Below are 18,592 nucleotides of genomic sequence, written 5' to 3'. Positions count from 1 at the left end.
ACGGCCGGTGATCAGCAGGTCCGGGCAGCCCGCTTCTCCAGCCGCGCCCGGGTCCTCGGGCCGTACTCGCCCGCCTGGGCCTCGGAGCGCAGGTCGGGCGAGGTCCCCTGGAACTGGCGCAGCATCCGCAGGGTGGTGTCGTCGAAGGTGCCCGTCGGGGTCCACCGGCCCTTGCCGCAGCCCGCCCTGGTGAGCTGCTCCTGGAGGGCCCTGACCTCGGGGCCGGAGTCCCCCTGCTTGAGCGCCCGCGCCGGAGCGGAGCCGCTGTCGGTGGGCTGCGGTGTCGGGCTCTGCGCGACGGGGCCGGCCGTACCGGGCTCCCCGGTGGGCGGGAGCGGCGCCGACTGCGCGGAGTCGCCGCCCGCGGCGGCCGCGGTGCGGGCCGGGGACTCGGACGGGGCGCCGGTCGCGGCGCGGCCGCTGCTCGGGCGCCCGCTGGGCACCGTCGTCCGGCCGGGGGTCGGCGTCCGCAGGGCGGGGAGCGCGCTGGAGTCCGGCAGGGCGGGCTCCGGCGGGACCTCCAGGACCTCCGTCAGGGCCGCGGACAGCCGGTTCTCCCGGGAGACGACGGCGAGCGGTGCGACCACCGCCATGAGGCAGCCGGCCAGCCCGAGCCCGGAGGTGAGCAGGATGCGGCGCCGGTCGGCGGCGCGCCGGGCCTGTCCGGTCGGACGGTCGGTCCCGGCGGTCGACGGCGCCGGGACGGCTTCGAACGTTTCGAACGTGTAGAGGCCGATGTCGTTCCCGCCGGCCGGCGGCAGCGGCGGGAAGATGGCCTGGCGCTCGCCGTCGGCGGCCGGCTCCGGGTCGGCAAGGGTCCCGTCGTACACGACGACATCCGCCACGTACGGTCTGACCAGCGAAAACGCCTCCTGGTCGGTACGCTCCCGCGGCATCGGCCCGTCCTCCTCGATCACTGTGGCGAAGGCTCCCCGGCGCACGGGTGCCCCCGGAGCGGGGAAGGCGCGGAAGCGGTGAACGCGGCAGTGCGTGCGATCTCCGAACACACTGACGGTCCGACAGATTAGCGCCTCACGGCTCCTGTTGGTGACAATCGGACGCGTGCGGACGGGCTCAGGACCGGTCGTCGTCGCCGCCGCTGTCCGGCGGCGGGTCGGACCTGCTGCGCCGCCGGCGCACGTGCCAGACCACGAGGGCGGCGACCACCAGGACGGCCAGCGCGATGGCGAGCGCCCTGCCGACGAGGCCCTCGACCCGGCTGTAGGCGGCGCCGGCGAAGTAGCCGAGGAGCGTGAAGCCCACGCCCCAGACCAGCCCACCGAGCGCGTTGAAGAGGAGGAAGCGGCGGTACGGCATGTGGGACATGCCGGCCAGGGCCGGCATCATGGCGCGGAAGAAGGCGACGAACCGGCCGAAGAAGACGGCGGCCGGACCGCGGCGGCGGATCAGGTCCTGGGCGCCGGCGATGCGCTCCCGGTGCCGGCGCATCGGTCGGCTGTCCAGGATCGCCGGGCCGGCGCGGTGGCCGACCTCGTAGCCGACGGAGTCCCCCAGGACCGCCGCCAGGACCACGACCAGCAGCATCAGGCCGAGCGAGACCCTGCCCTGGTGGGCGAGGAAACCGCCGAGGACGACGGCCGTCTCACCGGGGACGACGAAGCCGAGGAACAGCGCGTCCTCGACGAAGACCAGGGCGGCGACGACCGCGTAGACGACCGGGCCGGACAGGCCGGACAGCCAGTCGGTGATCGCGTGCATCAGCCACCTCGTCCGGGATCGACGCCCCCGTCCTTCCCACCGTAACGGCCGGTGCCGAGGGAGACCGCAGCTCACCCCCCGCGGCCGTCCCCGCGCATCCCCGTCCCCGCGGCGGGTACGAGTCCCCGGAAACGGGGTCGGTCGCACAAGCGCCGCCGGACGAAGGGTGTCGGACGTGATTCGGAAACTGCAGGCGGTCGCGCTGGACTGCGCCGATCCGGTGCGGCTCGCGCAGTTCTATGCCGAGCTGCTCGGCGGCCGGGTGGTCGAGGACCCGCAGGACCCGGGCTGGCTGGAGGTGCACGGGTTCGAGGGAACCCCGCTGGCCTTCCAGCGGGTGGACGGCTACCGGCCGCCCGCCTGGCCCGGCCAGCAGCACCCGCAGCAGGTCCACCTGGACTTCGACGTGGACGACCTCGATGGGGAGGAGAAGCGGGCGCTCGCCCTCGGCGCGACCGTGCTGGAGCGGACGGACGAGCTCCGCCCGGACGCCAACTGGCGGGTCTACGCGGACCCGGCCGGCCACCCGTTCTGCCTCTGCCTCCACTGAGCCCGCCGTGCCCGCCCCCGACCGGGGGTCGGCGTCCGGTCGGGTGACATCCGTCCGGACGCCGACCGGCGGTCGGGGGCAACGGCTCCCCGGCCGCGTACGGTCGGTCCGGAAGGGCGCCGGCCAGGACGGTACCGGCGGGACGAGCGCAGGAGGTACGAGTGACACCGCCCGCCCCGCCCGGCGCGGCCGAGCCGCCGGCCGAACCGACCCCACCGCCCCCGCCTCCCCCGCCGGGGGGCGGTGCGACCGTGGCGCAGGTGCTGCGCAACCCCCGGATCTGGATCCTGCCGACCGCGCTGACCGGCATCGTCGCGCTGCTCCTCTCGCTGCTCTACATGGGCGGCATCCTCAACCCCCGGATCGACCTGCACCGGGTGCCGGTCGGCCTGGTCAGCGCCGACCGGGGCGCCACCGTCGACGGGAAGCAGCAGAACCTCGGCGCGAGCATCACCGCCGCCGTCGCCGCCGCCCCCGACCCGGACGACCGGGTCGCCTGGCAGGTCCTCAGCCCCGCCGAGGCGCAGCAGAAGCTCGCCTCCAACCAGCTGTACGGCGCGCTGCTGATCCCGGAGGACTTCACGGCGGCCGTCGCCGGCCTCGGCCGGCCGCCGACCGGTGCGCCCGCCCGGCCCACCGCCGTCGTGCTCACCAACCCCGGCTCGGGCAGCCTCGCCTCGTCCTTCGCGAGTTCGATCGCCACCGATGCCGCCCACCGCGCCTCGCTCGACCTGGGCAAGCAGCTGACCGCCACCGCCGCGCAGCGCGCCGCCCAGCAGGGCACCCAGGTCTCCAACCCGTCCGCCCTGCTGCTGGCCGACCCGATCACCGTCACCACCCAGGTGGGCCACCCGATCGGCTCGCACAGCGGCCTCGGCCTGAGCGCCTTCTACTACACCCTGCTGCTGGTGCTCGCCGGCTTCCTCGGCGGCAACGTCATCGGCAACGGCGTGGACGTCGCGCTCGGCTACACCGACAACGAGCTCGGCCCGTGGCACACCCGCCGGCGGACGGTGCCGATCACCCGCCGCCGGACGTGGCTGGTCAAGTCGGTGATGAGCGTCGGCATCGCGCTGCTCACCTCGGCCGTCGTCATGCTGGCCACCATCGGCATCCTCGGTATGGACGCCTCGCACCTGCCGATGCTCTTCCTGTTCTCGTTCTGCGCCAGCGCCGCCGTCGGCCTCGGCGTGCAGGCGATCAACGCGACCTTCGGCGGGATCGGGCAGCTGGTCAGCATGTTCGTGTTCATCGTGCTGGCGCTGCCGTCGTCCGGGGCCACCATCCCGCTGCAGGCACTCCCCGACTTCTACCGCTTCCTGGCCAGGTTCGAGCCGATGCGGCAGCTCAGCGACGGGGTCCGGGCGATCCTCTACTTCGACGCCCGGGCCGACGCCGGACTCGGCCGCGCCTGGATCATGATCGCGGTCGGGACGGTGCTCGCGCTGCTGCTCGGCTGGGCGATGACCAGCTACTACGACCGCAAGGGCCTCTACCGGCTCGCCGCGTCCTCCTCCGCCTGACGGGCACCGGCCGCCCTCGGTTCAGTACTCGTTCTTGACGACGAAGTACGAACCGCGGATCGTCCCGGCGAGCTTCGACTTCTGCCGGGCGAACTTGAACCGGGAGGCGAGCTCCTCGGGCACCTCCATCCCCTCGGAGAGCTTGAACCCGACCGCGCGCTTCTTGGGGTCGTCGACGGTGTACATCACGTTGATCGACAGCCCGCTCTCGTAGAACACGTAGGCCATCCGGATGTTCTCGACCTGGAAGGCGGTGGCCTCCAGCGGCCGGGACGCGATCACGATCTCGCGTTCCTCCGCGAGGATGCGGTGCACCCACTCCACGGCCTCCCGGGCGTCGTCCGCCGGCTCCACGGTGAAGACGTGGTCGTACTTGTTCCTGAAGTAGCGGGCCTCGTTCGCCCGCAGGCCCGCGAGCGCCTCCGCGACGGGCGACGACTCCAGGCCGACGGTCGAGACGTCGACGAAATCCACGGTGTAGGTCATGGCTGCTGCTCTCCCGTCGGCGGCGGTGGACGGTCGGTCCACCGGACCTCCAGCGTGCTCCGGGCCCGGGAGCCGGTGCGAGACCGGCTGGGCCGCGCGGAGCACATCGGCGCCCCAAAGGCTTCAGCGGGCGAGTTCCGCCCGGCAGTCGCCGATCGGGGCGGACCGCGGCGAACACCCGGCGGCGGCCGGAGCACGCAGCGGACCGAGCGCGCCGTGCCGCCCGCACGCCAGCGCGTCGGCGAGCAGCGCCGCTCGGCGGGCGGTCCGCGACGGCGGGGGCATCCGCACCGGCGGCTCGACCGGGAGCCGGGCCCAGACCCGCTTGCCGTCCGGCAGCGCGGTGAGGCCCCAGCGGTCGGCGAGGGCCTCGACCAGCAGCATGCCGCGGCCGTGCTCGTCGAACGGGTCGGCCCGGCTCCCGTCGGGGGTGGCCCGGCTGTGGTCCCGCACCTCGATCACGACGGCGTCCCCGTCCGGGGAGAGCCGCAGGCCGATCAGGATGCGGCCGCCCACGTGCAGCGCGGCGTTGCTGATGAGTTCGGCCGCGACCACTTCGAACGAGTCCAGCACCGCCTCCGGCAGCCCCCAGCGGGTGGCGATCCCGGCCACCCGCCGCCGCGCGCGCTGCGCGACCCGGGCCCGCCGCTCCCTGCTGCCGGAGGCGTCGACGGCCAGCCGGCGCGTACGCACCCGGGCGAGCTCGGTGGGCGGACTGAAGCGGACTGCCATGGACGGTCTCCTGCACGAGGGCGCGGTGAGATGTTCGGGCGGGTGGTGTGAATTCAGTGAACCGCCGATCCCTGACCAGGAGTACGGTGTTGGGCGCGCTACGCGGTTTAACCGGTTTAACGCTCCGACAGAGGGTGGCACTGTGGCATCACCGCGCGAACCGAACGAACGATTACGGGCCCTCATTTCGGAGACCGGGCTGTCCGGCGACGCCCTGGCCCGCCTGGTCAAACGGGTCGCGGCCGAACGCGGCGAGCGCCTGCAGACCAACAAGTCGACCGTCTCGCAGTGGATCAGCGGCCGGCAGCCGTCCGGGAACACTGCCGCCTACCTGGCCGAGGCGCTCAGCCGCGCCCTGCGCGGGCGCGTGGTCACACCCACCGAGATCGGGTTGCCCGAGCACGCGGCCCCGACCCCGGACTGGCACACCGATACGCTGACCGCGCTGGCCGAACTCGGGAGAGCCGACGTGCACATGGAACGAAGACGGGCATTGGGGATGACGGTCTACTCCGTGGCCGCGCTCGGCCTGCCCGACCAGCAGTGGTGGGACCGGATGGCCGACAGCGCGAGCGCCCGGCGCGACCGCTCCACCCGACGGGTCGGGCCGGGGGACCTCGACGCCGTCCGCGACATGACCGCGATGTTCTCGACCGTGGACCAACGCCGCGGCGGGGCGCACGCCTGGACCGCCGTGGTGCAGTACCTGACCACCGACGTGACTGCCTACCTGCACGGCGGCTTCACCGACGACCGGGTCCGCCGCGGCCTGTTCACCACCGCCGCCGAACTCGCCTACCTGGCAGGCTGGATGGCCTTCGACTCCGGCCGGCACGCAGTCGCGCAGCACTACTTCACCCAGGCGGTGAAGCTCGCCGCCGAAGCCGGCGACGCCCCGATGGCCGCCCACGTGCTGCGGGCGATGGCCCATCAGGCCATCGACCTCGGCCACCCGGACGAGGCCCTCGGCCTCGCCGCGGCCTCCGTCGCGGGCGACCGGTACCGGCTCGCCACCCCCCGCGAACGGGCCCTGCTCGGCGTCGTCCACGCCCGCAGCCTCGCCGCCGCCGGTCGCCGACACGCGGCCGGAAAGGCCCTGCTGCGCGCCGAGGACGACCTGGCCTCCGCCCACCCGGACATCGGCGAGCCCGACCGCGTGTTCTTCTTCGGCGAGGCCAGTCTCGCCCACGAAACGGCCTGCGCGCTACGGGACATGGGCGACCTGGACGCCTCCGTACGGGAGTTCCGCCGCAGCGTCCGCACCCGAAGGTCCGCCACCTTCACCCGCACCCACGCGGTCACCCTCGGGTATCTCGGCGCCGTCCATGCGCGCATGAAGAACATCGACGAGGCCTGCGCCACCTGGTCGAAGGCCTTGGACGCCATGGAAGGCGTACGGTCCGGCCGCACCCGGCAGGCCGCCGCCGAGATGCGCAGCCTGCTGTCCCCGTACCGGCGCCGCGGCACCCGGGCCACCGGCGAGGTCGACGCACGGGCCGCCGCCTACCTTTCCGCCACCACCTGACGAGGGAGCAGTCGCATGACAGACCGTGAGAGATTCGAGGTCGAGGCGCTCGGCCACGTCATAGGCGGCCGGACCGAACCCACCGACGACCACTGGGGCGGCACCCGCGCCGTCATCCGCCTGGACGGGACCCGGTTCACCCCGGACGCGACCAAGGGGCTCGACGACTTCTCCCATCTGGAGATCGTCTTCCGGTTCCACCTCACCGACCCCACCGACCTCAACCTCGGCGCCCGGCGCCCCCGGGACAACCCGGACTGGCCCGAGGTCGGCATCTTCGGACACCGCAACATGCGCCGCCTCAACTGGCTCGGCGTCTCGCGCTGCCGGCTGCTCGAGGTCGACGGCCTCGACCTGCACGTCGAGGACCTCGACGCGGTGCACGGCACCCCGGTCCTCGACGTGAAGCCGTGGTTCGCCGAGATGGGCCCGCGCGGCGAACAGCGCCAGGCCGGCTGGACCACCACCATGCTCGCCGACTACTTCGCGCCCACCCGCGAACGGTAGGGCCCGCCCCGGACCTCGGGCCCCTCGAAACGGCGTGCGGCGGATCGCACAGTTCTGCGATCATCCGACCATGGCCCACCCTCTCGAGTCCCTGGTCGTCCGGCACACCCTCCGTCTCCCGGTCGCTGATGCGGTGTTCGACCCCGCCGGGCAGGGCGAGGCCGCCGCGCGGCAGTTCGACGCTGCGCTGATGTCGGTCGGGTTCAAGCTCTCCGCGGGCCTGCTGGACCGGCTGTCCCGGCTGCCCGGGGAGGTGGTCGCCGAAACCGCCGCCCGTACCCTCGCGACGGTCCGGGCGATGACCGGCGACCATGTCGGGCACAACGTCTACTTCATCGACTTCCCCCTCAACGTGCCCGACACGCTGGACTTCTGGGTGCGCTGCATCGCCGAGGCGGTCGCCGACGACACCACCCGCGAGACCACCCTCGCGCAGCTGGGCACCGGCACGGTCGACCTGCTGACGCTGCCGACGTACGGCAGGTACCGGCACACGTACGCCGACATGCTCGCCGTGCACGACGAGTTGATCACCGCCGCGGGCGACCGGCTGACCGTGCTGCACCCCGGCGGCACGCCGGAGGACGAGGTCCGCGCCCTCTACCTGGCCCTGGCCGGCAGCAGCACGCCGCTGGGCGAGGAGGGCCTGGCGGACCTGCGCCTGCTCGCCGAGCACTGCGTGGCCGGCGAGCAGCCGGCGGCGATCCCGGTCCGGGAGAACCGGGCCGTGGTCAACCTGGCCCGCCTCGACGCGGGCGCCGACCTCCTCGTGGACACCGTCACCGACGTCCTGCGCCTGGCCTGCGCGCTCTGTGACGGCGACGTGAGCCTCGCGGCGCCGACCCGGTTCCGTTCGATGCCGCGTGCCGTCCGCCGCGCCCTGCTCGCCGCCCTGGACGCGGTCGTTGCGCAGACCCCGGCCAAACTGTCCGACGTCACCGCGCACCGCGAGGCGTTCAAGCGGCTCGGCGAGCGACTCCACCCGCACGAGTACCCGCGCCGGCCGCACGCCGCCCAGGTCTTCGCCGTGGCCCGGGGCGAGCAGCGGGCCCGCACCCTGGACAGCCGGCTGGAGGAGCTGCTGGCCGCCGGCGACGTCGTGGGCGCCGCGCAGCTGCTGACCGCCGCCCCGGGCCGGCTGTTCCGCGCCCTGGACCGGCTGCTGCGCACCGGCCGCACCCAGGACGAGCGCGACGCGGTGACGGCCGCCGCCGAACAGGTCGCGGCCCGCGTCTCCGGCCGGGTCCTGCTCTCCCTGCGCGAGCACCTCCACAACCGCGCCGGCGAGGGCGCGGAGGACGGCGGCAGCCGCGTCTTCGTCAACCGCACCGGCCGCGCCTGGGTCGCCGCCGACGACCGCCGGCCCGTCCTGGAGCCGGAGCGCAAGCGCCTCGCCGACCTGCTGGACGCCGAGACGCGGCGCCGCCTGCCCGATCCGGGGCACCTGCTGATCGACCCGGACGTCCTCGACGTCGCCCTGCCGCTCAGCGGAAGGGCGACCACCGCCGGCCTCGGCGTGCTCCCACGCGGCTCGCGCTCCGCCGTCGACGGCGAGCTGCTGCGCTTCTTCGTGTACTGGAAGCAGGCCCGGCACACCACCGACTTCGACCTGTCGGCGCTGATGCTGGACGAGGCGTACGACACCCTTGGCTGGCTGTCGTACACCGCGCTCACCGGCGTCGGCGGCGAGCACTCCGGCGACATCACCGAAGCCCCCGACGGCGCCTCGGAGTTCATCAACCTGCGGCTGGGCGCCGTGCCCGGCGCGTTCATCGTCCCGCAGGTGAACATCTACTCCGGCGAGGGCTTCGAGGAGGTCGAGGAGTCGTTCTTCGGCTTCATGCTGCGCGAGGCCGAGCAGCAGGGCCGGCCGTTCGAGCCGCGCACGGTGCGGATGAAGTCGGACCTGCGCGGCCCGGGCCGGGTCGCGCTGCCGCTCGTCTTCGTCCGCGGCGACGACGGGCGCTGGCACGCCAGGTGGCTGCACCTGTACCTGAAGGGCAACCCGGCAGCCAACCGGGTCGAGGGCAACCGGGTCTCGGTGGCCGCCCTGGTGCGCGGCGTGGTCGAGCACGAGTACCTGACCGTCCGCCACCTGGTCGACCTGCTCGCCGACCGGGCCACCGCCACCACCCTCTGGGACGGCGCCACCGTCCCGGAGGGCCCGGTCACCTGGATCGGCCTGGACCGGCCCGACGGCCTGCACCCCGACTCGGTGGTCGTCACCCCCGGAAACCTGCGCGCCCTGATCCCCGCCTGACTGCTACCGTTGCTCCCGGCGAGGCCATGGACGGGCTTCCTTCTCACCTTCCTCCAAAGAATTTAGCCCCTCCGCTTTCCTCGCCACCGACTCCACGCCGGGGTGCCCACCGCACCCCGGCGTCGTCGTTTCCACCACCCGTACCGATCAACGCCGCGCGCGCCGATCCGACCTGACCCGAAGACGAGGACCTAGCATCACGGGGTGACGGCAGACCAGATCCTGCTGGGCGTCGGCCTGACCCTGGTCCTCGCGGTGGGCTGCCAGATCGTCGCCGCCCGCTTCCGCTTCCCCGCCATCGTGGTCCTGCTGCCCGTGGGGTTCGTGGCCGGCGCGCTGACCGACGACATCAACCCCGTCCGCGTGCTCGGCCCCGCCTTCACCCCGCTGGTCTCGCTCGCGGTCGCGCTGATCCTCTACGACGCCGGCCTCGCCCTCGACCTGAAGCGGCTGCGCGGGCACACCGGCCGGGTGGTGGTCCGGCTGCTCTGGCTCGGGGTGGGGGTCACCTGGGCGTTCGCCACGGCGTTCGGCGAGCTGCTGTTCGGTCTGTCGCGCGGCGCGGCGGTGATGCTCGGCACCATCCTGGTCGTCTCCGGGCCGACCGTGGTGGGGCCGCTGCTGGGCTTCGTCCGCCCGGTCGAGCGCCTCCAGCACATCCTCGCCTGGGAGGGCTCGCTGATCGACCCGGTCGGTGGCATCCTCGGCGCGCTGGTCTTCCACGCGGTCCTCACCGGCCCGCACGGCTCACCCCTCGGCCGCATCCTCGGGTTCCTGGCCAGCGTCTCGGTCGGGCTGGCCGGCGGCGCGGTCGGCACCGCCGTGCTGTGGCTGCTGCTGGGCCGGATGCGTCTCGCCGAGACGCTCGCGACCAGCGCTCAGCTGGCGGTGGTGGTCGGCGTCGCGGCGGTGTGCGACGTGCTCCGCGACGACTCCGGACTGATCGCCGCCGTGGCGATCGGCGTGGCGGTGGCCAACCTGCCCGGCCTGGACGCGCCCGCCGGCAACCCGTTCCTCGAGACCCTGGTGCAGCAGATCCTCGGCGTGCTGTTCATCGCGATCCCGGCCACCATCACCCCGTCCTCCCTGAAGGATCTGATCGTGCCCGCCCTCGGCCTGCTGGCCGTCCTGGTCCTGCTGGTCCGCCCGCTGGTCGCCCTGGTCTCCACCCTCGGCACCGACCTCAGCAGCGGCGAGCGCGCCTTCGTCGGCTGGATGGCGCCCCGCGGCATCGTCGCCGCCTCCACCGCCTCTACCTTCTCCGCGTCGCTGGCCGCCGCAGGCGTGCCGAAGGCCGCCGAGATCCTGCCCATCACCTTCCTGGTCATCGTCGGCACGGTGACGCTGTACGCCTTCACCGCGGCGCCGCTCGCCGCCCGGCTCAAGGTGCGCCGCCACGCCTGGTCCAGGCCGCTGCTGGTCGGCGGCGACGCCTGGGTCATCGACGTGGCCCGCGCCTTCCGCACCGTCGGCATCGACGTCCTGATGTGGGCGGGCGTCGAACACCAGCGGGAGCAGATCCGACAGGCCGGGCTGGAACTCGCCCCCGGCGAACTGCTCGCGGCCGCCACCGGCGCGGGCGCCGAACTCGAAGGAATCACCGCGGTCCTGCTGCTCACCGCCGAGGACGACTTCAACGCCCTCGCCTCGACCGTCCTGCACGGCAACGGCGAGAGCCCGGTCTACCGCCTCGGACCGCCGGACCGCCGCCACGGCCTGGTCGCCCCCTACACCGGCGGCCGGATCCTCTTCGCGACCGCGCTCACCCGGATCGAGATCGACCGGCGCCACCGGGACGGCGCCCCGATCGTCACCCGCCCCGCCGCGGCGGACGTCCCCGCGGGCCACGACATCCTCTTCCGCATCCGCGCCAACGGCGCCCTGGCCCCCGTCACCGAATCGGCGGTCCCCCCGTACGAGGAGGGCGACGTGGAGGTCCTGCTCGGGCCCGCGCCCAGCCCGCCCGCGGCAGCGGGCTGAACACCCGGACGACCCCCAACGGCTCACCCCTCGTTGCGGCGCCCCACCCGGCTGGTTCTGATGGACGCATGGAGTCACAGCCCCCGACCACGCCCCGCAACGTGCCGCCGATGGAACGCTCGCACTGGGTGGCCTTCGCCGGGATCCTGCTGATGCTGAGCGGCCTGTTCAACATCATCGACGGTTTCGTCGCCGTACTCGACCACGGCTACTACGAGACGACCGCCAACCACGGCAACCGCCTGCTGATCTTCAACTACACCGCCTGGGGCTGGATCTTCGTCGTGCTGGGGATCGTCCAGGTCCTGGCCAGCCTCGGCGTGCTCCTCGGCGTACGGGCGGCGCGGCTCACCGGCATCGCGCTGGCCGGCATCGCGCTGATCTGCCAGCTGATCTTCATGTCGACCTTCCCGTACTGGTCGCTCTTCATCATGGCCGTCAACATCCTGGTGATCTACGGCCTGGTCGTCGAACCCCGCCACGTCCAGGGCATGCGGGTCTGACCCTCCGCTCAGCGCGCCCGGCCCCGAGGCTTCAGCGGGCCGGGCGGCAGGTCGGGAGCCATCAGGCGGGCGCCCGCGTAGCCGTGGACCTCGCCGAAGCGGGTGCCGGCGTTCCACTCCTCGCGGGCGCGGGCGATCTCCTCGTGGGTGCGGCCGACGAAGTTCCACCACATGACCAGCTCCTCCTCGAACGGCTCGCCGCCGAGCAGCAGGAGCGAGGCGTCGGTGCGGGCCCGCAGGGGGAGTTCGCGGCGGCCGCAACCGAGGTAGAGGATCGAGCCGGGCTCGACCCGGACGCCGTCCACGTCGACGCTGCCGGTCATGGAGAGCACCGCGTACTCGAACCCCGGGTCCAGCGGCAGCCGGTGCTCGGCATCCTCCCGAAGTGTCAGGTCGGCGCCGACCAGGGCGGAGTAGGTGGTGCCGGGCGAGGCGGCGCCGTCCACGGTGCCGAGGATCAGCTTCGCGTCGAGGCCGTCCGCGCCGACCCGGGGCAGCTCCGCGTGGTGCTCGAACGCGGGGGCGGTGTGCCGGTGGGCGTCCGGCAGCGCCACCCAGAGCTGGGCGCCGTGCAGCAGGCGGGCGTGCTCGCGGGGCGACTCCTCGGAGTGCGCGATGGCCCGGCCGGACGTCATCAGCCCGAGCTCGTACGGGCGGACGGTCTGCAGGCTGCCGAGGCTGTCCCGGTGCAGGACGGAGCCCTCGTGCAGCCAGCTCACCGTCTGCAGGCCCATGTGCGGGTGCGGCGGGACCTGCATCCCGGGCTCGTCCGCGATGTCGTCGGGGCCGTAGTGGTCGACGAAGCACCACGCGCCGACCATCCGCCGCCCCAGGTTGGGGAGCAGCCGCCGTACCTGCGTGGACTCGCCGAGCTGGACGGTGCGGCCGGTCAGCAGGTCCTTGACCGGCCCGCTCGCCGCCTCCCGCCCGCACCGGTCGGGGGTCGGCCTGACGTCGAGGTTGCTCATGCGCCCCAGTATCGCGGCGAACGGCCGGGCCGGACGGCAGACCCGCGCGACTCCGGCCACCGGACGCAGGGGTTCAGGCGCAGGGGTTCAGGCGCGGGGGTTCAGGCGCGGGGGTTCAGGCGCGGCCGAGGAAGTCGACCGCCTCCGGCAGCACGCGCTTCCAGAACCCGTCGGTGTGCGCGCCGCGCGGGAAGCGGGCGACGGCCGCGCGGTCGGTGAGGGTGCGGGCGGCGGGGCAGAACGGGTCCTCGGTGCCGCACCACACGCCGATCCGGCCGGCCGTCGGCCGGTCGAGGTGGAGCAGCGGCTCGTGCTCGCGCCAGTCCGCCTCGTCCTGGTACGCGTCCAGCGGCCGGGCGTCGCCCCAGGCCCGGAACAGGGCCGGGCTGAGCAGGGCGACCCGTCCCAGCCCGCCCTGCCGGGCGCGGGCGTACTGGAGCGCGCCGGAGCCGCCCATCGAGATGCCGAGCGCGAGCGACGGCTCGGGCAGGCCCTGCTTGCGCAGCCACCCGGGCAGTTCGCCGGTCAGCATGGCCATCGGGTCGTCGCCCGCGGTACGGCGGTGCCAGTAGCTGGCGTCGCCGCCGTCCACGGCGACGATCCGGAAGGGCGCCACCCCGGCGGCGACGCCCGCGGCGAGGAACTGCGGCAGGCCGACGTCCACCATGGTCTGCGCGGTGCCGCCGCGGCCGTGCAGCGCGAGACAGACGGGCAGGCCGGCCGCCGGGGTGCCCGGCGGGTCCATGACGATCAGCTTCACGTCGCGGCCGCGCGCCGCGGAGGCGACGGTGAGGGTGCGGACCTGGCCGGGGGTGACGGCCGGGAGGGTGCCGTCCGGGCCGGTCATCCCGATCGCCCGGCGCAGCCGGGGTCCGCCGGGCAGGACGTCCTCCACCACGGCCCCGCCGACCGCCAGTGCGCCGACCCCGGCCACGGCCAGCGCGCCGAGGAACCGGCGCCGCCCGACCGACTGGCGCGGCGCCTTCGTCCCCTCCGAGCCGTTTCCGTCGTCCGGAGCCGGCTCGTCTGTCCCGCGCTGCTGCTGCGTCACCCCGTCCACGTGTGTTCCCCCGTCAGGTTCTCGATCACCGAATGCCACGAGCCGTCAGACGCGTCCGACCGGCCTCCGGTTGCCGGCTCCCGCGGGCCGGCCGTACGACGTCAGTGCTTGCACGCCCAGGGCGCGCCGGCCGCCGCGGTCTCCGCCTGCGCGCGCAGCGCCCGTACCGCCTCGGCCGGGTCGCCGGCGCCGTACACGGCGGAGCCGGCCACGAAGACGTCCGCGCCGGCCTCGGCGCAGCGCTCGATGGTGGAGGGTGCGACACCGCCGTCGACCTGCAGCCACAGCGACAGGCCGTGCTTGTCGATCAGCTCCCGGGTGCGCCGGATCTTCGGCAGCATGATGTCGAGGAACGCCTGGCCGCCGAAGCCCGGCTCGACCGTCATGATCAGGACCATGTCGAGCTCGGGGAGCAGGTCCTCGTACGGCTCGATCGGAGTGGCGGGCTTGAGCGCCATCGAGGCGCGGGCGCCCTTGGCGCGGATCTCCCGGGCGAGCCGGACCGGCGCGGCGGCGGCCTCGACGTGGAAGGTGACCGAGCCGGCGCCCGCCTCGACGTACTGCGGGGCCCAGCGGTCGGGCTGCTCGATCATCAGGTGGCAGTCGAGCGGGATGTCGGTGGCGCGGGCCAGCGACTCGACGATCGGAACGCCCAGCGTGAGGTTGGGGACGAAGTGGTTGTCCATCACGTCCACGTGGAGCCAGTCCGCGCCGCGGACCGCCTCCGCCTCCTGCGCCAGGCGGGCGAAGTCGGCGGACAGGATGCTGGGGTTGATCTGCGCCATGTGCGGGTACCTTCACGACTCGGTGCGGGCGGCCCGTGCTGCCACCCCGGTCCATCATCCCCCGTGGGGACGGGCCCGGGTACGCGGCGGCGACCCCCGTGACCCGCGTCACAGCGCCCGACGCGCGGCCCCGGGAGCGTCCGGGGATCACGGCACAATCGCAGCAGAACCGCCAGAAAGGTGTCCGATGGTCGAGCCGGTCCACCCCGCCCGTGCCCTGTGGTGGCTCTTCGAGCCGGTGCACGCCGTCACCTACTTCACGCCCGAGGGCCGGGCCGCGTACGAGGCGGCCGGTCTGCGCGGCTACTGGCGCGGGTATTTCGGCGGACGGGCGGCGCCGCTCGGCGCGGTCGAGGCGGCGCCGGTGGTCGCGGCGTTCTTCAACTTCGCGCCGCCCATGGTGGAACGGGCGCTGCCCGCCATCTGGTCCCTGGCCTCGCCAAAGGAGGCGCTCGCGGCCCGGGTCGAGGGCGGGGCCGCGGCGCTCGGCCGGCTGCTGGAACCGGTCGAGCCGGTGCTGATCGACCGCGCCGTCGAGCTGCTGGAACGGGCCGTGGACGGCCTGGACTGCGGCGGACGGACGCTCGCCGCCGCCAACGCGGTGCTGCCCCGCCCCGCCGAGCGGCTGGCCAAGCTCTGGCACGCCACCACCGTGCTGCGCGAGCACCGCGGCGACGGGCACGTCGCGGCGCTGGTCGCCGAGGGGCTGGACGGCTGCGAGGCGCTGGTCGTGCGATGTGCGCTGGACGGGCGCCGCGACACCCTGCAGCCCAACCGCGGCTGGTCCGACGAGGAGTGGGACGCCGCCACCGCCCGGCTCACCGACCGCGGCTGGCTCACCGCGTCCGGCGCGGTCAGCACCGACGGCCGCTTCCGCCACGGCGCCCTGGAGGCCGCCACGGACCTCGCTGCCTCCCGCGTCTGGTCCGACTTCCACCGCACCGAGCTCGACGAACTCGCCGCCGCCCTCCGCCCCATCTCCGCCGCCTGCCGCGCCGCCCTCCCCCAGGTCAACCCCATCGGCCTCCCCGCCACCGCCTGACCGGCCACCCCCTGACCGGCCACCGGGGCGGCGCTACCGGACGGTGAGGGCGGCCTGCCAGGTGTGGGCGATGTCGATGACGAGCCGGTCGTCGAGCTGGAAGACGCGGTACGGGAGGCGGGCGCGGAGGCCGAGGGCGAGTTGGGTACGGCCTTCGAAGCTGCCGGCGTAGCGGGCGTCCCGGAGGGTGCGGTAGCCGGTGAGGTCGACACCGGGCAGGGGTGCGCCGGGGTGGGCCGGGTAGGTGGTGGCGCCGGTGGCGGGGTCGTACGCCGGTGCGACCACGACGATGTCGAGGATCGCGCCACCACCGACCGGTACGGGCTCGCCGGAGCCCTCCTGGACGACCGACGTGACGTAGCGGAGGTGGTAGCCGGCCGGGTGGGCGGGCGAGGTGCCGGGGACGTCGAGGACGATCCGGTCGTAGCAGGCGTGCTGTCCGGTGCGGACGTCGGTCAGGGGCCGGAGATTGTCGGCGGCCAGGTCCCTGGGCAGGCTGCCCCAGCCGGTGGGGCACTGGACGACCGCCGGGGGCGGCGGCGCCGCCGCGAGGGCGGTGGGGGCCACCGCCGTACCGGTGCCCGCGAGGACGAGCGCCATCGGAATCGCCGTCAACCGTCTCATCGTCTGCCTCCTTCGGCAGCGTCCGGATCCCTCACCGGGAGAGACGACGGAACCACTCGCTCCGGTTTCCGCCGCCCGGCCCGCGGCAGGGCGCAGCAGCAGGGCTCAGTCCTCGGCGCGCGGCCGGCTGGGCGGCCCGAGCACGATGCCGCGTCCGGCGTAGAAGCGTTCGAGGTCGCCCCACGGCACCTTGGCGTACTGCTGCGAGCCGTCGGGGAAGCCGGACGGGTTGTGGATCAGCAGTTCCCGCTCGTCCGCGCCGACCGCCAGCACCAGGTGTCCGCCCTGCCGGGGCGGCTGGGGCTCCAGGGTGCGGATGCTGGGGTGGACGGAGAGCATCACCAGCCGTCCCTCGGCGAGCTCCCGGCGGACGAGGTCGGGCGGCAGCGGCGCGTGCGCCTGGGCGTCCAGGCCCCAGCGCTCGCGGACGTAGGCGGCGAACGGCACGTGGGTCAGCCCGTCCAGTCGGCCGTCCGGGTGCCGGACGTACGCGCCGGCCTCCAGGCACTCCTCCGCCAGCCGGACGGCCGCGGGTGCCACGCCCCACCAGAAGTCGAGCGCCATCCGCAGGCAGGCCATACCGCACAGCCGCCAGGACCAGTACTCGTACTCCTCCTCGCTCGCCGCGCCCGAGCGCTCCCACAGCGGATCGTCCGCGGCCTGGACGGTGCCGTCCAGGATGTCGGGCACGAGTTCGGGCGACTCCCACTGGGAGTAGTACGGCACCTGATGGATGATCGGCTTCACCCCATCATCCTGACGCACTTCCGCCCGACTGCGGCGCAACCGACGGCCCGACGACCACCTGCGGGTTGACGGCGCGGAAGAATACGAGGTCACTGCCGGGGTCGAAGAGGAACCACCCGTGGTTCGTCCCGGAGGCGTCGAAGGCCTCGCTGCGCACCCACCGCACGTCCTTGGGGACGGCCTCCGCCAGCGGGCCCTCCCACCAGGAGGAGAACGTCGGCGGCTGCTCGGGCGCGAAGGCGAAGGCCGCCCGGAGCTCGGCCAGCAGGCCGGGGCGGGCACGGACGAAGCCGGCGAGCTCGTGGTCGGGCGAGGGAAGCGATCGTGCGTCGTCCGCGTCGGAGTCGATCAGCCACTTCGCGTCGGAGAGCGGGCCGAGTTGCGGGAACCGCCGCTCCAGCGGGGCGGTCTCGGTGCGCAGAGGCGGCTTCGGCGAGGCCGCGTCGGCCGCCGGGGAGAGCAGTCGGCCGAGCCCCAGCAGTCCGAACCCGATTCCCGCTCCCGCGCCGAGCCCGATCACGGTCCGCCGTCGCATCCGATCCCCCTCGGTGTCCTGCCCGGCGGGCGACGCCGGGCAGGACACCAGTTCTACCAGGCGTAGTCCTCCGGGGCGGTGCGGTGGCCGGGGAAGATCTCGTCGAGCCGGTCGAGGGTCTTCTGGTCCAGGTGCAGCGACAGCGCGCGGACGGCGGCGTGCAGTTGCTCGGCCGTACGGGGGCCGACGATCGGCGCGGTGACGGCGGGTCGGGAGAGCAGCCAGGCGAGCGCGATGTCGCCAGGCTCGTGGCCGACTTCGGCGGCCAGGTCCTCGTACGCCTGGAGCTGTTCGCGCTTGGCCTCCAGGGTCTCGGCGGAGCGGCCCATCGTCCGGCGGACGCCCTCCCGCTCCTTGCGCAGCACCCCGCCGAGCAGTCCGCCGTGCAGCGGGGACCACGGGATCAGGCCGAGGCCGTAGTGCTGGGCGGCGGGGACGACCTCCCGTTCGATGCTGCGCTCCAGCAGGTTGTACAGCGACTGCTCGCTGGTCAGGCCGAGGAAGTTGCGGGCCCGGGCGGCCTCCTGGGCCTGCGCGATGTGCCAGCCGGCGAAGTTGCTGGAGCCGACGTAGATGATCTTGCCCTGGGCGGTCAGCACCTCCATCGCCTGCCAGATCTCCTCCCAGGGAGTGGCCCGGTCGATGTGGTGCATCTGGTAGAGGTCGATGTGGTCGGTCTGCAGCCGCCGCAGGCTGGCGTCGACCGCGCGGCGGATGTTCAGCGCCGACAGCCGCCCCTCGTTGGGCCACTCCCCCATGTCGCCGTACAGCTTGGTGGCGATCACGGTCTTCTCGCGGCGGCCGCCGCCCTTGGCGAACCAGTTGCCGATGATGGTCTCGGTGAGGCCCTTGTTCGCGCCCCAGCCGTAGACGTTGGCGGTGTCGAAGAAGTTGATGCCGTGCTCGTGCGCGGCGTCCATGATGGCGTGCGCGTTGGGCTCGTCGGTGTGCGGACCGAAGTTCATGGTGCCCAGGCACAGGCGGGAGACGGTCAGGCCGGTGCGGCCGAGGTGGGTGTACTCCATGGCCACCACCCTCGCCCTGCA

Annotated in this window: 19 protein-coding genes; 8 read left to right on the top strand and 11 right to left on the bottom strand. The window is 73.9% G+C overall.

Annotated elements, in window-relative coordinates; all coding sequences use genetic code 11:
* Window positions 1–11 precede the first annotated feature (11 nt).
* Complete coding sequence (locus FHR36_RS10480) at window positions 12–896, bottom strand: peptidoglycan-binding protein (protein WP_253795903.1); 885 nt, start codon at window positions 894–896, stop codon at window positions 12–14.
* 178 nt (window positions 897–1,074) lie between these two features.
* Window positions 1,075–1,719, bottom strand: coding sequence for a DedA family protein (locus FHR36_RS10475; RefSeq protein WP_253795901.1), 645 nt, complete (start codon window positions 1,717–1,719; stop codon window positions 1,075–1,077).
* A 175-nt stretch (window positions 1,720–1,894) separates the two neighbouring features.
* On the opposite strand from FHR36_RS10475, the gene FHR36_RS10470 reads away from it, so the two are divergent.
* The gene (locus FHR36_RS10470; protein WP_253795900.1) at window positions 1,895–2,269 is read left to right on the top strand and encodes a VOC family protein; all 375 of its coding nucleotides are present in this window, start codon (window positions 1,895–1,897) and stop codon (window positions 2,267–2,269) included.
* A 260-nt stretch (window positions 2,270–2,529) separates the two neighbouring features.
* Window positions 2,530–3,792: a YhgE/Pip domain-containing protein gene (locus tag FHR36_RS10465; protein ID WP_308199265.1), complete on the top strand. Its 1,263-nt coding sequence runs from the start codon at window positions 2,530–2,532 to the stop codon at window positions 3,790–3,792.
* 21 nt (window positions 3,793–3,813) lie between these two features.
* Here FHR36_RS10465 and FHR36_RS10460 read toward each other — a convergent pair whose 3' ends face one another.
* Both FHR36_RS10460 and FHR36_RS10455 read right to left on the bottom strand, forming a co-directional pair.
* On the bottom strand, window positions 3,814–4,278 hold the full coding sequence (locus FHR36_RS10460; protein WP_253795898.1) for a DUF8821 family protein: 465 nt from the start codon (window positions 4,276–4,278) through the stop codon (window positions 3,814–3,816).
* A 123-nt stretch (window positions 4,279–4,401) separates the two neighbouring features.
* Window positions 4,402–5,010, bottom strand: a complete 609-nt coding sequence (locus FHR36_RS10455) for an ATP-binding protein (RefSeq protein WP_253795897.1) — start codon at window positions 5,008–5,010, stop codon at window positions 4,402–4,404.
* A gap of 142 nt (window positions 5,011–5,152) precedes the next feature.
* On the opposite strand from FHR36_RS10455, the gene FHR36_RS10450 reads away from it, so the two are divergent.
* The 5 genes from FHR36_RS10450 to FHR36_RS10430 all read left to right on the top strand — a co-directional run bounded on the left by FHR36_RS10450 (window position 5,153) and on the right by FHR36_RS10430 (window position 11,785).
* Window positions 5,153–6,535: a helix-turn-helix domain-containing protein gene (locus FHR36_RS10450; RefSeq protein ID WP_253795896.1), complete on the top strand. Its 1,383-nt coding sequence runs from the start codon at window positions 5,153–5,155 to the stop codon at window positions 6,533–6,535.
* Window positions 6,536–6,550: 15 nt separating this feature from the next.
* Window positions 6,551–7,042, top strand: coding sequence for a TrmO family methyltransferase domain-containing protein (locus FHR36_RS10445; RefSeq protein ID WP_253795894.1), 492 nt, complete (start codon window positions 6,551–6,553; stop codon window positions 7,040–7,042).
* 70 nt (window positions 7,043–7,112) lie between these two features.
* Entirely contained in the window at window positions 7,113–9,302 is a 2,190-nt protein-coding gene (locus tag FHR36_RS10440) for a TerD family protein (protein ID WP_253795892.1), read from the top strand.
* Between the two features lie 204 nt (window positions 9,303–9,506).
* Entirely contained in the window at window positions 9,507–11,282 is a 1,776-nt protein-coding gene (locus tag FHR36_RS10435) for a cation:proton antiporter (protein WP_253795890.1), read from the top strand.
* A gap of 68 nt (window positions 11,283–11,350) precedes the next feature.
* Window positions 11,351–11,785 carry a DUF7144 family membrane protein gene (locus FHR36_RS10430; RefSeq protein ID WP_253795888.1) on the top strand — a complete coding sequence of 145 codons (435 nt, stop codon included), beginning with the start codon at window positions 11,351–11,353 and terminating at the stop codon, window positions 11,783–11,785.
* Between the two features lie 8 nt (window positions 11,786–11,793).
* Here FHR36_RS10430 and FHR36_RS10425 read toward each other — a convergent pair whose 3' ends face one another.
* The 3 genes from FHR36_RS10425 to rpe all read right to left on the bottom strand — a co-directional run bounded on the left by FHR36_RS10425 (window position 11,794) and on the right by rpe (window position 14,598).
* Window positions 11,794–12,753 carry a pirin family protein gene (locus FHR36_RS10425; RefSeq protein ID WP_253795886.1) on the bottom strand — a complete coding sequence of 320 codons (960 nt, stop codon included), beginning with the start codon at window positions 12,751–12,753 and terminating at the stop codon, window positions 11,794–11,796.
* A 115-nt stretch (window positions 12,754–12,868) separates the two neighbouring features.
* Window positions 12,869–13,813: an alpha/beta hydrolase gene (locus FHR36_RS10420; RefSeq protein ID WP_253795884.1), complete on the bottom strand. Its 945-nt coding sequence runs from the start codon at window positions 13,811–13,813 to the stop codon at window positions 12,869–12,871.
* Between the two features lie 101 nt (window positions 13,814–13,914).
* Window positions 13,915–14,598 carry a ribulose-phosphate 3-epimerase gene (gene rpe / locus FHR36_RS10415; protein WP_253795883.1) on the bottom strand — a complete coding sequence of 228 codons (684 nt, stop codon included), beginning with the start codon at window positions 14,596–14,598 and terminating at the stop codon, window positions 13,915–13,917.
* A 187-nt stretch (window positions 14,599–14,785) separates the two neighbouring features.
* On the opposite strand from rpe, the gene FHR36_RS10410 reads away from it, so the two are divergent.
* The gene (locus FHR36_RS10410; protein WP_253795882.1) at window positions 14,786–15,640 is read left to right on the top strand and encodes an SCO6745 family protein; all 855 of its coding nucleotides are present in this window, start codon (window positions 14,786–14,788) and stop codon (window positions 15,638–15,640) included.
* Between the two features lie 33 nt (window positions 15,641–15,673).
* Here FHR36_RS10410 and FHR36_RS10405 read toward each other — a convergent pair whose 3' ends face one another.
* From FHR36_RS10405 to FHR36_RS10390, 4 genes are all read right to left on the bottom strand, one after another.
* Window positions 15,674–16,264, bottom strand: coding sequence for an AMIN-like domain-containing (lipo)protein (locus FHR36_RS10405; RefSeq protein ID WP_253795881.1), 591 nt, complete (start codon window positions 16,262–16,264; stop codon window positions 15,674–15,676).
* 105 nt (window positions 16,265–16,369) lie between these two features.
* Window positions 16,370–17,011 carry a C39 family peptidase gene (locus FHR36_RS10400; RefSeq protein ID WP_253795880.1) on the bottom strand — a complete coding sequence of 214 codons (642 nt, stop codon included), beginning with the start codon at window positions 17,009–17,011 and terminating at the stop codon, window positions 16,370–16,372.
* 4 nt (window positions 17,012–17,015) lie between these two features.
* On the bottom strand, window positions 17,016–17,546 hold the full coding sequence (locus FHR36_RS10395) for a hypothetical protein (RefSeq protein ID WP_253795879.1): 531 nt from the start codon (window positions 17,544–17,546) through the stop codon (window positions 17,016–17,018).
* 53 nt (window positions 17,547–17,599) lie between these two features.
* The gene (locus tag FHR36_RS10390) at window positions 17,600–18,571 is read right to left on the bottom strand and encodes an aldo/keto reductase (protein ID WP_253796733.1); all 972 of its coding nucleotides are present in this window, start codon (window positions 18,569–18,571) and stop codon (window positions 17,600–17,602) included.
* Window positions 18,572–18,592: the final 21 nt, after the last annotated feature.

It is taken from the genome of Kitasatospora cinereorecta, from assembly GCF_024172095.1.
GTDB lineage: Bacteria > Actinomycetota > Actinomycetes > Streptomycetales > Streptomycetaceae > Kitasatospora > Kitasatospora cinereorecta.
Note: the sequence above shows the minus strand (reverse complement) of the source record. Positions and strands in the feature narration are given on the sequence as shown.

What these genes read in the sequence shown, in the direction of transcription:
- rpe (WP_253795883.1), bottom strand. Translation starts at nt 14,598, where the DNA reads ATGGCGCAGATCAACCCCAGCATCCTGTCCGCCGACTTCGCCCGCCTG.
- FHR36_RS10390 (WP_253796733.1), bottom strand. Translation starts at nt 18,571, where the DNA reads ATGGAGTACACCCACCTCGGCCGCACCGGCCTGACCGTCTCCCGCCTG.
- FHR36_RS10430 (WP_253795888.1), top strand. Translation starts at nt 11,351, where the DNA reads ATGGAGTCACAGCCCCCGACCACGCCCCGCAACGTGCCGCCGATGGAA.
- FHR36_RS10475 (WP_253795901.1), bottom strand. Translation starts at nt 1,719, where the DNA reads ATGCACGCGATCACCGACTGGCTGTCCGGCCTGTCCGGCCCGGTCGTC.
- FHR36_RS10445 (WP_253795894.1), top strand. Translation starts at nt 6,551, where the DNA reads ATGACAGACCGTGAGAGATTCGAGGTCGAGGCGCTCGGCCACGTCATA.
- FHR36_RS10405 (WP_253795881.1), bottom strand. Translation starts at nt 16,264, where the DNA reads ATGAGACGGTTGACGGCGATTCCGATGGCGCTCGTCCTCGCGGGCACC.
- FHR36_RS10460 (WP_253795898.1), bottom strand. Translation starts at nt 4,278, where the DNA reads ATGACCTACACCGTGGATTTCGTCGACGTCTCGACCGTCGGCCTGGAG.
- FHR36_RS10480 (WP_253795903.1), bottom strand. Translation starts at nt 896, where the DNA reads ATGCCGCGGGAGCGTACCGACCAGGAGGCGTTTTCGCTGGTCAGACCG.
- FHR36_RS10425 (WP_253795886.1), bottom strand. Translation starts at nt 12,753, where the DNA reads ATGAGCAACCTCGACGTCAGGCCGACCCCCGACCGGTGCGGGCGGGAG.
- FHR36_RS10455 (WP_253795897.1), bottom strand. Translation starts at nt 5,010, where the DNA reads ATGGCAGTCCGCTTCAGTCCGCCCACCGAGCTCGCCCGGGTGCGTACG.
- FHR36_RS10440 (WP_253795892.1), top strand. Translation starts at nt 7,113, where the DNA reads ATGGCCCACCCTCTCGAGTCCCTGGTCGTCCGGCACACCCTCCGTCTC.
- FHR36_RS10410 (WP_253795882.1), top strand. Translation starts at nt 14,786, where the DNA reads ATGGTCGAGCCGGTCCACCCCGCCCGTGCCCTGTGGTGGCTCTTCGAG.
- FHR36_RS10395 (WP_253795879.1), bottom strand. Translation starts at nt 17,546, where the DNA reads ATGCGACGGCGGACCGTGATCGGGCTCGGCGCGGGAGCGGGAATCGGG.